The sequence below is a fragment of the Pseudomonas sp. RIT-562 genome, from assembly GCF_026241895.1.
In the GTDB taxonomy this organism is placed as follows: Bacteria; Pseudomonadota; Gammaproteobacteria; order Pseudomonadales; family Pseudomonadaceae; genus Aquipseudomonas; species Aquipseudomonas mandelii_F.
The window spans coordinates 131,845-144,750 of sequence record NZ_JAPJIV010000007.1 but is presented as its reverse complement, the minus strand read 5'-3'; the positions used below and the strand labels follow the sequence as shown (position 1 = coordinate 144,750).

The window sequence follows — 12,906 nt, the reverse complement described above, 5'->3', positions numbered from 1 at the left end:
GTTTTTAGAGCGTCGGGTTCTACCCGGCCACTGTTTTCCGTCCATCAAAGGTCGGTTGTGTCCTGGATGGCTCAGTCATCCACTTCATCTTCGGAGATTGATATGCGTCTTGCTTCCACGAAAACTGCGGCAGCCCTGTGTGGCGGTCTGTTGCTGGCCATGAGCGTTCCGGCCAGTGCCGCAGTCGACGCCAAACTGCTCGACATGCTCAAGGCAAACGGCTCGATTACCAACGCGCAATACAGCGAGCTGCAAGCCGAACTGGCCAGGGATCAGAAAGACCAGCAAATCGCCCGTCAGGCTCAGCAAGAGACCAATGAGCAGATCGCCGCCACTGCGAAGAAAACAGACGCACTGAGCACCTTCGACCAGAAACTGGCCTGGGCGGCCAAGACCCAGTTCAAGGGTGACGTGCGCTTCCGCCAGGAAACCATCAAGAACGACGGTGTGCCTAACAACCGCGATTCCGATCGCCAGCGAGTGCGTGCCCGCCTGGGTGCGTACACCGAGATCAACCCGCAGGTCGACACTGGCATCCGTATCGCGACCGGTAACAACGACGACGCTCGCTCCACCAACCAGAGCCTGGACAACTACTTCGACAAGAAGTCGATCTGGCTGGACCAGGGCTACGTCGACTACCACCCCGACGCGGTCAAGAACCTGCACATCGTTGGCGGCAAGATGCCGCAGCAATGGGTCAGCATGGGCGACATCATCTGGGATAGCGATATCAGCCCGGAAGGCCTGGCCGTCACTTACAAATACCCGTTGGGCGCCAGCACCGAGCTGTTCGGCAGCGCCGGTCACTACACCCTCAAGGATAACGTCGACGGTGAAGGCGTGCAGTTCAAGCATGACCTGCGCCTGTACGCCGGTCAGCTCGGCGCGCGTTTTGCGCTCACCGACAACCTGAAACTGACCGTGGGTGGCAGCGTCTACGGCTACGACAACGACGACGATATCACTGCCGGCGGCACCAGCATCCCGTCGGTACTGGCCACTAACGGCAACACCCCGAACGAGCAGTTCAAACTGTACGAAGGCTTCGGCCAGCTGGACATCGGCGGCCTGCCAATGCCGCTGTCGTTGTACGGCCAGGTGGTCAATAACAAGGATGCCAGCAACGACCAGGACATGGGCTGGCTGGCGGGTGTGAAGACCAAGGTCTACGGCTTCGGCCTGGACTACAACTACCGCGACGTACAGCGAAACGCAGTGGTTGGCGCCTTCACCGACTCGGACTTCGCCAACGGCTTTACCGGTTCACGCGGCAGCAAGTTGAAAGTGAGCTACGAGCTGGACAAGAACTTTGCCCTCGGCGCGACTTACCTGATGGCAAAATCGGACTACACCAACGCCACCTTGCGCGACTCGAAGATCAACACCCTGCAACTGGATGCTGAAGCCAAGTTCTGATAACCCGCTGTTCGGCTCGGGCAGGGATGCCTGAGTCGCGTTTACAAACCCGCGTTGCGCTATCGGTCCCCATCATCCGTCCGATAGCGCATTGCGGGTTTTTTGTTTGTGCAGGATTGCCCTGACTCAAACCAGCTGCATGGCTGCATTGCTGCATGGCTGCATAGTTGGAGAACAAACCTGTGGGAGCAAAGCTTGCTCGCGATGGCGATTTCAGGAATGTCATCGCGAGCAAGCTTTGCTCCCACAGGTTTATGCCTTCCCAGCTGTAACAACTGCTTCATGCCTTCCCAGCTGTAACAACTGCTTCATGCCTTCCCAGCTGTAACAGCTGCTTCATGCCTTCCCAGCTGTAACAGCTGCTTCATGCTCACAGCTGTAACAGCTGCCACATGACCCAGAGGTGTTACCTATCGATCAGCGCTTACGCAGGATCACACTACCAATCGAGTACCCCGCGCCAAACGAGCTGAGCACTGCCAGCGAGCCCGCCGCCAGGTCATCCTGATTCTTGTGAAACGCAATCACCGAACCGGCCGAGCTGGTGTTGGCATAGGTATCCAGAATCACCGGTGCCTCTTCTTCCGTCGCTTCACGGCCCAGCAGCTTCTTGACGATCAGGTGGTTCATGCTGAGGTTGGCCTGGTGCAGCCAGAAGCGCTTCACGTCAGCCACATTCAGCTGATTTTCTTCCAGGTGAGTGGCGATCAGCTCGGCCACCATCGGGCATACATCGCGGAACACCTTGCGACCTTCCTGCACGAACAGTTTGTCCTTGGCACCGATGCCCTCTTCCGCCGCGCGGTTGAGGAAACCGAAGTTGTTGCGGATGTTGTTGGAGAACTTGGTCAGCAGCTTGGTGCTGACGATGTCGAACTGATACTTGGAGGTCGCGGTATCGGCACGCTCGATGATCACCGCCGTGGCCGCGTCGCCGAAGATGAAGTGGCTGTCACGGTCACGGAAATTCAGGTGGCCGGTGCAGACTTCCGGGTTGACCATCAGAATCGCCCGGGCCTGGCCCAGTTGCACGCTGTTGGCGGCTTGCTGGATGCCGAAGGTTGCCGAAGAACAGGCCACGTTCATGTCGAAGCCGAAACCCTGGATGCCCAACGCTTCCTGGACTTCGATGGCAATGGCCGGGTAGGCGCGTTGCAGGTTGGAGCAGGCGACGATCACTCCGTCGATGTCGGCGGCGGTCTTGCCGGCGCGTTGCAGCGCCTGCTCGGCGGCGCCGATCGCCATCTGGCACAGCACCGACCACTCGTCATTGGAACGTTCCGGCAGGCGCGGCGCCATGCGCTGCGGATCGAGAATGCCGTCCTTGTCCATGACAAAGCGGCTCTTGATGCCGGAGGCTTTTTCAATAAACGCGGCACTGGATTCGGTCAAGGCTTCGACTTCGCCGCGAGCGATGGCGTCGGCGTTGTCGGCGTTGAACAGCGCGACATAAGCGTTGAAAGACTGCACCAGCTCTTCGTTGGAAATGCTGTTGGCCGGGGTGTACAGGCCGGTGCCACTGATGACGACATTATGCATGGTCGTTTCTCTAATCTGTTCAGGCAGAAAGCATTGGCACCGACGTACCAACACACAAAGGGTCTATTCCCATCCGGGGGACGCAAACCTGGCATCGCTTTATTCCGGTGCGCCTGCAACCGCGAAGGCTCAAAACCGCAGGGCCGGCGTTTATAGGCGCGAAGTTTGCCATAAACACTAGCTTTCGGCGCCTTTTTGCTAGGTGACGCGACTGCTGATGGGAAATATAGAGGTATGGGATAGCAGACTGCCTGTGGGAGCAAAGCTTGCTCGCGATGGCGTATTCGAGATCGCCATCGCGAGCAAGCTTTGCTCCCACAGTCCTGTTTTCACAGGAGGTGTTCCCCGCAGTGCCCTCCTGCAAGATGCTCAGGGCTCGACCTGGCTCCATTGCTTGCTCAAGCGCTTGTCCGAGATCGGCACCTTGGTCCCCAACTGCTGGGCAAACAGCGAAACCCGGTACTCCTCCAGCCACCAGCGATACAACTCCAGCTGCGGATCGCGCTTGCCTTCCTGGGCATGCTTGTTCGCGCGGGTCTGGTACTGCGCCCACAGGCCGGACAGTTCACCACTCCAGACCCGATCCTTCTGCACCTGCGCGCCGAGTTTCTCGAAGCGTTGCTCGATGGCTTTCAGGTAACGCGGCAATTCCTTGAGCCACTGCATCGGCGTCTCACGCACAAAGCCCGGGTACACCAAATTGCCCAGCTGCTGCTTGATGTCGTTCAAGGCCACGGCTTGCGCCAGGTCGATCTTGCCCTTGAAGCGCTTTTGCAGGCCATGCCACAGCTTGAGAATTTCCAGGGTCAGACGGGCCACGCGCTCGGCGTGCTCGGTCCAGCCCCCACGCTTGCGCTCGGCCAATGCGGCAAGTCCGGCGCCATCGCGGGGGAGCGGGTCTTCACCGTCGAGGATGCAACTGTCGAGGCTGGCCAACAGAATGTCTTCCACCAGGCTGTCGATGCGCCCCATGTCGCGGTACATCAATCCCAGCTCGGTCAATCCCGGCAACTTGCTCCGAAGAAATTTCGCCGGTTCCGCCAGTTGCTGCATCAGCAGCCGCTGCAAGGCGCGACGGTGCTGGAATTCGGCTTCGGCCGGGGTCGAGAAACGCCCCTCCTTGACCGTGCCGGCCTCCTCCACTAACGCCGGATAGACCGTCATCGACAGCCCGGCGATCTTCTGCTGGGTTTTCTCCGCCACCGCGGCAAAAACCTTCGCCTCCACCGGCTGCTGGCTTTTGGCAGTTTGGGGCACGGCCAGTGCGGCCTGACTGGCCTCGGCAAAACGCGCAGTGAGCTCAGCCAGATCGCGCCCCTCGCCAAGGAACTTGCCCTGGCCATCGACGATTTCCAGGTTCATCCGCAAGTGACTGTCGACCTGCTGCGCCGCTTCGGCCCAGGCTTCGTCACTGACTCGCGCGCCGGTCATGCGCAGCAACTCGCGACCGAGTGCCTGGGGCAGCGAGCCCTCGGCAAACGTCATGCGCTGCAGCGCGGCCTTGACGAAGTCCGGCACCGGCACGAAGTTCTTGCGCAACGCCTTGGGCAGGTTGCGTACCAGCGCAATGCACTTGGCCTCGATCACGCCAGGCACCAGCCATTCCAGGCGTTCAGGTGGCAGCATCGGCAGCAAGGGCGCCGGCACACGCAACGTCACGCCGTCCCGTGGATGGTTGGGCTCGAAGTGATAACTCAGGGCCAACTCCAGATCGCCGATGTGCAGGGTGTCCGGGTAATGCAGCGCGGTGACCTCACTGGCCTCCCTCGCGAGCACATCTTCCTCGCGCATGATCAGCAACTGCGGGTCTTTCTGGCTGTTGACGCGATACCAGCTGTCGAAAGTCGCAGTCTGGTGGATCTCCGCCGGCAACCGCGCATCGTAGAAGGCGAACAGGGTTTCTTCGTCGGCCAGAATGTCGCGACGCCGAGCCTTGGCTTCCAGTTCGTCGAGCTGCTCGAGCAACCGTGCATTGGCCGACAGGCATTTGGCCTTGGATTGAATCTCGCCGCGCACCAGGCCTTCGCGGATGAACAGCTCGCGCGACACCACAGGATCGATCGGCCCGTAATGCACCGGCCGGCGACCGACCACGATCAACCCGAACAACGTGATCTGCTCGAACGCCACCACCTGCCCGCGCTTCTTCTCCCAATGCGGTTCGAAGTGGTTTTTCTTGATCAGGTGCCCAGCCAGCGGCTCGATCCAGTCGGAGTCGATCTTGGCGACCATGCGCGCATAGAGCTTGGTGGTTTCCACCAACTCGGCAGTCATCAGCCATTGCGGGCGTTTCTTGCCCAGGCCCGACGATGGATGAATCCAGAAGCGCCGCTGCCGGGCTCCGAGGTAATCGCCTTCATCGGTCTTCTGGCCAATCTGGCTGAGCAGGCCCGAGAGCACGGCTTTGTGCAGCTTCGGATAATCCGCCGGCTCTTTATTGAGGCTCAGTTGCATGTCGCGGCAGATCAGGCTCAGTTGGCGATGGGAGTCGCGCCATTCACGCAGACGCAGGTAATTCAGGAAATTCTTGCGGCACCAGTTGCGCAGCGGGCTCGCGGTCAGCGCCTGGCGCTGCTCCTCAAAACCACGCCACAGATTGACCAGCCCGGCGAAATCCGAGTCCACGTCTTTCCACTGGGCGTGGGCCTGATCTGCCGCCTGCTGGCGCTCCGGCGGCCGCTCGCGCGGATCCTGAATCGACATGGCGCTGGCGACGATCAGCACTTCCTGCAGGCTGCCGAGCTTGGCCGCTTCCAGCAGCATGCGGCCCATGCGCGGGTCTACCGGTAGTCGCGCCAACTGACGGCCGAGCGGGGTCAGCTGGCTGTTGCGGTCGACCGCCGAGAGCTCTTGCAGCAGGTTGAAACCATCGCTGATCGCCTTGCCATCGGGCGGTTCGATAAACGGAAAATCAGTGATCTCACCGAGGCGCAGGTGCAGCATCTGCAGGATCACGGCGGCGAGGTTGGTACGCAGGATTTCCGGGTCGGTAAACTCCGGGCGCCCGAGGAAATCCTCTTCGCTGTACAGACGCACGCAAATGCCCGGTTCGACCCGGCCGCAGCGACCTTTACGCTGGTTGGCGCTGGCCTGGGAAATTGCTTCGATGGGCAGGCGCTGGACCTTGGCGCGATAGCTGTAGCGGCTGATGCGCGCGGTGCCACTGTCGATCACATAGCGGATGCCGGGCACGGTCAGCGAAGTTTCCGCGACGTTGGTAGCGAGCACCACCCGCCGGCCCGGGTGCGACTGGAAAATCCGCTGCTGTTCGGCCGGTGACAGCCGTGCGTACAGCGGCAGGATTTCCGTGTGCTTGAGCTGGGCCTTGCGCAGCATGTCGGCGGCATCGCGAATCTCGCGCTCGCCGGGCAGGAACACCAGCACATCACCAGGGCTCTTGCGCTCGCTGCGTTCGAAATCGGCGATTTCGTCGAGGGTGGCGAGAATGGCCTGATCCACCGTCAGGTCATCCTCGACCCGGTTGCCCTCTTCGTCCTGCTCCAGGGTCAGCGGGCGATACCAGGTTTCCACCGGGAAAGTGCGGCCCGAGACTTCGACGATCGGCGCATCATCGAAATGCTTGGAGAAGCGCTCCAGGTCGATGGTCGCCGAGGTGATGATGACTTTCAGGTCTGGACGACGAGGCAGCAGGGTTTTCAGGTAACCGAGCAGGAAGTCGATGTTCAGGCTGCGCTCGTGGGCTTCGTCGACGATGATCGTGTCGTAGCGTTCGAGGTAGCGATCGTTCTGGGTTTCCGCCAGCAGGATGCCGTCGGTCATCAGCTTGATCAGGGTGTTGGAATCGCTCTGGTCTTCGAACCGCACCTGATAACCGACCAGCGCGCCCAGCGGCGTGCCCAGTTCTTCGGCAACCCTGCTCGCCACGCTGCGCGCCGCGATCCGACGCGGCTGGGTGTGGCCGATCAGGCCATACTGGCCGCGGCCGATTTCCAGGCAGATCTTCGGCAACTGGGTGGTTTTACCCGAGCCGGTCTCGCCGGCGATGATCAACACCTGGTGCTTGAGCAGCGCAGCCTTGATTTCATCGCGCTTGGCGGCGATCGGCAGGCTGTCGTCATAACGCACCACCGGCAGGCTGGCACGGCGCGCCAGCACCTGGTCGCAGGACGCTTGCATGCGAGTCACCCACTGGGCCAACTTGGCTTCGTCCGGCTTCTTGCGCAGCTCAAGCAGCTGCCGACGCAGCCGGTGGCGGTCGGCAAGCATGGCGTGATCGAGGTTTTTCAGCAGTTTGTCGATGGAGGGCGATTCGTCGGTCATCGGGTACGCAATTCAGTCGTCTAGTGGCGCAGGGGGACGATTGTCGCAGATTTAGGACGATAAATGAGCCTCGGCACATTTCTTACCAAACCACGCTCTTGTGGGAGCAAGGCTTGCCCGCGATGACAATCTTACGGACGCCATCGCGGGCAAGCCTTGCTCCCACAGAGCGAGTGTGGGCTTCAAGCCGGATTACTCGTTATCTAGACCCTTGCGCCGATAGGGGAACACATCGATGACTTTGCCGGCGCGGATGGCCTCTTGCAGGCTTTTCCAGTAATCGGCGTTGTACAACTCGCCGTGCAACTGATCGAACAACTTGCGCTGGCCGGAATCGGCAAACAAAAACGGTGGAAATTCTTCAGGGAACACATCCAGCGGCCCGATCGAATACCACGGCTCGGAGGCCATTTCGTCTTCGGGCGTGCGCGGTTGCGGGATATGGCGGAAGTTGGCTTCGGTCAGGAAGCAGATCTCGTCGTAGTCATAAAACACCACGCGACCATGCCGGGTGACGCCGAAATTCTTCAGCAGCATGTCGCCTGGAAAGATATTCGCCGCCGCCAGTTGCTTGATCGCCAGGCCGTAATCCTCCAGCGCCTCACGGACCTGGTCGTCATTGGCGTTTTCCAGGTACAGATTGAGCGGGGTCATCCGGCGTTCGGTCCAGCAGTGGCGGATCAACACCGTGTCGCCTTCCACCGAGACCGTGGACGCTGCGACTTCAAGCAGCTCCTCCAGGCACGCCGGATCGAACTTGCTCAGCGGAAAACGGAAGTCGGCGAACTCCTGGGTATCAGCCATGCGGCCGACCCGGTCGACGCTCTTTACCAGGCGATACTTCTCGATCACTGTGGCCCGGTCGACGTTTTTCGACGGCGAGAAGCGGTCCTTGATGATCTTGAACACGGTATTGAAGCCCGGCAGGGTGAACACGCTCATCACCATGCCACGCACGCCGGGGGCCATGATGAACTGGTCGTCGGTGTTGGCCAGGTGGTTGATCAACGCCCGGTAGAATTCGGACTTGCCATGTTTGTAAAAGCCGATCGAGGTGTACAGCTCGGCGATGTGCTTGCCCGGCAGGATGCGCTTGAGAAAGCCGATGAACTCCGCCGGCACCGGTACATCCACCATGAAATACGAACGGGTGAACGAGAAAATGATCGACACATCGGCTTCGTCAGTGATCAGCGCATCGATCTGGATCCCGCGACCTTCGCGGTGCAGCAACGGAATCACCAGGGGCCACTGCTCGTCCTGGGTGTAGATGCGCCCGACCAGGTACGCGCCTTTGTTGCGGTACAGCACCGAGGAAAACAGTTCGACGCTCAGCTCCGGGTCCTTGCACACCCAGTCCGGCAGGTTCTCGCGCAGCTGCGTCTCGAGGCGGCGCAGGTCGCCAGGCAGGTCGGCGTAGTCTTCGCTGAAACTGTAGTCGGCAAAGATGCTCGCGAGCATGCCGGACAGCTGGCCCTGTGGCTTGTAGGTGCGGGTTTGCGCCGCTCGGGCCCGACGCAGGCTCGGCCGGGTGGTGTGGATAAACATGCAGCCGTCGCTGATCAGGTCATGGCTGAACAGCCCGCAGAAGATCGAGTTGTACCAGGTTTCGGACAGCTCATCGTCGAAGCGCAGGTCGATCAGGGTGATGTAGGCGCTCTTGACCAGTGGCCAGCAGCTCACATCCATCAACACATCGGTCTGGAAAGCTGCGCCGAGGCGCTCCACCGTCTCCGCGACTTTTTCTTCGTAGAGATTGATCCGCGCCGCCGATGCCGACTGCGTCTCCTGCCATTGCGCCTGTTCGAATCGCGCTCGTGCGCCGTCAGTGATCTGGCGGAAATGCTCGCGGTAATCGTCAAAGCCATCGAGGATCATTCGGGCGATGTCGGCGGCTGGCCATTGCTGCGGCATAGGTAAAACCTCGGCGGCTGTTCTTGTCTTTGGAGCCTGAGCTTAGTGGCCCTTTGTTACGCAACGCAACCATTGCCTTGTGCCCCGACTGGCGCGACACTTGCGCGCCCATCAAGGAAGGAACGTGCCGTGAACCCCGTCGATATTTTTCGCATGCTGTCGCTGGCGGCCATCTGGGGTGCGAGCTTTCTGTTCATGCGCATCATCGCTCCGGTCATCGGCACCGTTCCCACCGGGTTCTTCCGGGTGTCGATCGCTGCTGCCGGGCTATTGGTGATCCTGGGGCTGATGCGCATCAGCTGGGATTTCAAAGGCAAACTGAAGACGGTGATGCTGCTCGGGGTGATCAACTCGGGCATCCCGGCCACCTTGTATTCCGTGGCGGCCCAAGTGCTGCCGGCCGGTTACTCGGCGATTTTTAATGCCACCACGCCACTGATGGGCGTGCTGATCGGCGGGCTGTTCTTCAGCGAAAAACTGACCTCGGCGAAAGTGGGTGGGGTGTTCCTCGGATTGTTCGGCGTCGGCATCCTGACCCGTGCCGGGCCGATGGCATTCGATCTGCAGCTGCTGATGGGCGCCCTCGCCTGCCTGCTAGCCACGACCTGCTACGGTTTCGCCGGGTTTCTTGCGCGGCGCTGGCTGGACCAGGCCGGCGGCCTCGACAGCCGCCTGTCGGCGCTGGGCAGCATGCTCGGGGCGACCTTGTTCCTGCTGCCGCTGTTCGGCTACAGCGTCATCACCCAGCCGCCGGTGAGCTGGGGTGGCTGGAATGTCTGGTTGTCGCTGCTGGGATTGGGCCTGGGGTGCACGGCCTTCGCCTACATCATTTACTTCCGCCTGCTGAGTTCGGTCGGGCCGGTGAAGTCGATGACGGTGACGTTCATGATTCCGCCATTCGGGGTGTTGTGGGGGGCGTTGTTTCTCGATGAGCCGTTGTCGATGGCGCATATCTACGGCGGGGTGTTGATTGCCGTGGCGTTGTGGTTGGTGTTGAAGCCGGCCAGGGTGGTTGGCCGGAAGTGATGCGGGGTTGTTGATGACGCCATCGCGAGCAGGCTCACTCCTACCTGTCATGTAGGAGTGAGCCTGCTCGCGATAACGTTCTCAGAGACACCTACAAAGCAGCCAGACTCACCTCCCCATCCACCAACCGCCGAATCCCCAGCGGATTGGCGTTCTGCAGCGCCTCAGGCAGCAACGCATCCGGGTAATTCTGAAAGCACACCGGCCGCAGGAAGCGGTCGATGGCCAAGGTGCCCACCGACGTTCCGCGGGCATCCGAAGTGGCCGGATACGGCCCGCCATGCACCATCGCTTCGCACACCTCGACCCCTGTAGGATAGCCATTGAGCAAAATTCGCCCGACCTTCTCCTGCAACTGTTCGGCCAGCCAGCGATACTCCAGCAACTCCCCGGCCTCGCCAATCAGCGTCGCGGTCAATTGTCCGCGCAAGCCATTCAGCGCCGCCGCCAACTGCGCCTGATCCTCGACCTCAATGACGATGGTGGTCGGCCCGAACACTTCTTCCTGAAGCAATTCATCGCCTTCCAGCAACAGGCTGACGTCCGCCTGGAACACCTGCGGTTGCGCCTGATTGCCGTCCTGCGGCTGACCCGCCAAGTGCGTCAGCCCGGGATGCTCGTGCAATTCACCGAGCCCGCGACTGTAGCTGGCCAAAGCTGCGGCGTTGAGCATGGTCTGCGCCGGCTGCTGGTTCATGCTCGCGCAGAAGGTCTGCAGGAACTGGCTGAACTGCGGCGAACGCAGACCAATGACCAGGCCCGGATTAGTGCAGAACTGACCACAACCCAGGGTCACCGAGCCGGCAAGCTGCGCGGCGATCTGCTCGCCCCGGACCTTGAGTGCCTGGGGCAACAGGAACACCGGGTTGATGCTCGACATCTCGGCGAACACCGGGATCGGTTGCGCACGGCTGGCGGCCATCTGGCTCAGGGCATTGCCGCCCTTGAGTGAACCGGTGAACCCCACGGCCTGAATCGCCGGGTGCTTGACCAGCCACTCGCCCACTCCACCGCCATAGATCATGTTGAACACGCCCGCCGGCATCTGCGTGCGTTCGGCGGCACGCAGGACAGCGTTCGCCACCCATTCAGCCGTGGCCATGTGCCCGCTGTGCGCCTTGAACACCACCGGGCAACCCGCTGCCAGGGCTGAAGCGGTATCGCCACCGGCGGTGGAAAATGCCAGCGGAAAATTACTCGCACCGAACACCGCCACCGGCCCCAGCGCGATGCGGTACTGGCGCAGGTCGGGACGTGGCAGGGGTTGGCGATCCGGCAATGCCTGATCAATCCGCGCGCCATAGAAATCGCCGCGACGCAGCACCTTGGCGAACAAGCGCATCTGCCCACTGGTACGCCCGCGCTCGCCCTGGATACGCCCGGCCGGCAGGGCAGTTTCACGACAGACAACGGCGACAAACTCATCACCCAGCGCGTCGATTTCATCGGCAATTGCATCGAGGAACTGCGCGCGCTTGGCAGCGCTAAGGTTGCGGTAGATCGGGTAAGCAGCAGCGGCGGCTTTGGCAGCGGCGTCCACCTCGCTTTCAGTTGCCTGGTAAAAGGTGCCCGGCAACGGCTCGCCGGTGCTCGCATCCAGGCTCTGCAGTTGCACAGTACCGTTGGCACTGCGGCGCCCGCCGATGTAGTTATGTCCGGTTAGCGTGGTCATCAGAGTTTCCTTGGCCGGCCGACAGCGCCGGGGATTGAAGGCTTAAAGCGCACGGACCTGGCCAATCTCGAGCGGCTGGGTACTCTCGCCGATGCCGTTCTCCAGGGGCGCGCCGAACGCGTCGAGGCTGACCTGGAAACGATCGCCCGGCTGGGTTTTTATCCCGTCGGCAAACGACAATGTGGCGGTGCCGAAGTAATGCACGTGAACGTCACCAGGGCGCAAAAACTGTGCGTACTTGAAGTGGTGGAATTCCAGATTGGCCAGGCTGTGGCACATGTTGTCCTCGCCGCTGAGAAACTCTTTTTCCCAGATCGTCTCGCCATTGCGCGTGATGCGACTGGTGCCGGCCAGGTGCCGGGGCAACTCGCCGACCCGCAGCTCCGGGCCGTAGGCGCAGAAACGCAGCTTCGAGTGGGCGAGGTACAGGTAATTGCGCCGCTCCATCACATGGTCGGAGAACTCGTTGCCCAGGGCGTAGCCGACCCGGTACGGCAGGCCGTCGTCGCCGATCACGTAGAGGCCAGTGAGTTCAGGCTCCTCGCCGGCATCCTCGGCGAAGGGTGGGACCGGGAAATCCGCACCAGGGCGCACGACGATGCTGCCGTCACCCTTGTAGAACCACTCCGGTTGCGCGCCGACCTGCCCCGCCGCAGGCTTGCCGCCCTCCAGCCCCCATTTGAAGATGCGCATGGTGTCGGTCATGCCGGCTTCCACCGCGCCCTCCTGCTGATGCATCTTGTCCCGCGCCGAAGCGCTGCCCAGGTGGGTCAGGCCGGTGCCGCTGATCAGGCAATGGGCCGGATCTTCGTGGTCCAACGGCGCCAGGACGTGTCCCTGCGCCAGCAGTTGCGCGTAGTCCGGGCCAGGCTCGGTGCCGCGCAGCTCAACCTCTTCCTGCAGGCTGCGCCGGGCACGGATGGCCGCGAGTGCCAGTTCACGGGTGCTGCGAGTGTCGCGCAGGACCTGGACCTGGGCGCCGTCGACGAGACCAACCTGGCGTTCACCGCCAGTGTTTTCAAATTGAATCAGGCGCATATCGGCCCTCCAGACAG

Annotated in this window: 7 protein-coding genes; 2 read left to right on the top strand and 5 right to left on the bottom strand. The window is 61.5% G+C overall.

Going from position 1 to position 12,906, the window contains the following annotated elements:
• Positions 1-102: 102 nt before the first annotated feature.
• The gene (locus tag ORL50_RS11615) at positions 103-1,419 is read left to right on the top strand and encodes a putative porin (RefSeq protein ID WP_266014432.1); all 1,317 of its coding nucleotides are present in this window, start codon (positions 103-105) and stop codon (positions 1,417-1,419) included.
• A 417-nt stretch (positions 1,420-1,836) separates the two neighbouring features.
• Here the strand turns inward: ORL50_RS11615 and ORL50_RS11610 are convergent, their stop codons facing one another.
• From ORL50_RS11610 to aceK, 3 genes are all read right to left on the bottom strand, one after another.
• Positions 1,837-2,958 (bottom strand): beta-ketoacyl-ACP synthase III, encoded by a 1,122-nt coding sequence (locus ORL50_RS11610; protein ID WP_266014429.1) that lies wholly within the window; start codon positions 2,956-2,958, stop codon positions 1,837-1,839.
• A gap of 369 nt (positions 2,959-3,327) precedes the next feature.
• On the bottom strand, positions 3,328-7,239 hold the full coding sequence (gene hrpA / locus ORL50_RS11605; RefSeq protein ID WP_266014426.1) for an ATP-dependent RNA helicase HrpA: 3,912 nt from the start codon (positions 7,237-7,239) through the stop codon (positions 3,328-3,330).
• Between the two features lie 192 nt (positions 7,240-7,431).
• A complete protein-coding gene (gene aceK, locus ORL50_RS11600; protein ID WP_266014423.1) occupies positions 7,432-9,153 on the bottom strand; it encodes a bifunctional isocitrate dehydrogenase kinase/phosphatase in 1,722 nt (573 codons plus the stop codon).
• A 129-nt stretch (positions 9,154-9,282) separates the two neighbouring features.
• Between aceK and ORL50_RS11595 the strand changes: the two genes are divergently transcribed.
• A complete protein-coding gene (locus ORL50_RS11595; protein ID WP_266014420.1) occupies positions 9,283-10,179 on the top strand; it encodes a DMT family transporter in 897 nt (298 codons plus the stop codon).
• A gap of 91 nt (positions 10,180-10,270) precedes the next feature.
• On the opposite strand, the gene ORL50_RS11590 is transcribed toward ORL50_RS11595, so the two are convergent.
• Together ORL50_RS11590 and araD1 are read right to left on the bottom strand one after the other, a co-directional pair.
• Complete coding sequence (locus ORL50_RS11590) at positions 10,271-11,851, bottom strand: aldehyde dehydrogenase (NADP(+)) (RefSeq protein WP_266014417.1); 1,581 nt, start codon at positions 11,849-11,851, stop codon at positions 10,271-10,273.
• Positions 11,852-11,893: 42 nt separating this feature from the next.
• Positions 11,894-12,889, bottom strand: coding sequence for an AraD1 family protein (araD1, locus tag ORL50_RS11585; protein WP_266014414.1), 996 nt, complete (start codon positions 12,887-12,889; stop codon positions 11,894-11,896).
• Positions 12,890-12,906 lie beyond the last annotated feature (17 nt).

Coding starts and splice junctions, on each gene's coding strand:
- ORL50_RS11615 (WP_266014432.1), top strand. CDS start 103: ATGCGTCTTGCTTCCACGAAAACTGCGGCAGCCCTGTGTGGCGGTCTG.
- ORL50_RS11610 (WP_266014429.1), bottom strand. CDS start 2,958: ATGCATAATGTCGTCATCAGTGGCACCGGCCTGTACACCCCGGCCAAC.
- hrpA (WP_266014426.1), bottom strand. CDS start 7,239: ATGACCGACGAATCGCCCTCCATCGACAAACTGCTGAAAAACCTCGAT.
- aceK (WP_266014423.1), bottom strand. CDS start 9,153: ATGCCGCAGCAATGGCCAGCCGCCGACATCGCCCGAATGATCCTCGAT.
- ORL50_RS11590 (WP_266014417.1), bottom strand. CDS start 11,851: ATGACCACGCTAACCGGACATAACTACATCGGCGGGCGCCGCAGTGCC.
- araD1 (WP_266014414.1), bottom strand. CDS start 12,889: ATGCGCCTGATTCAATTTGAAAACACTGGCGGTGAACGCCAGGTTGGT.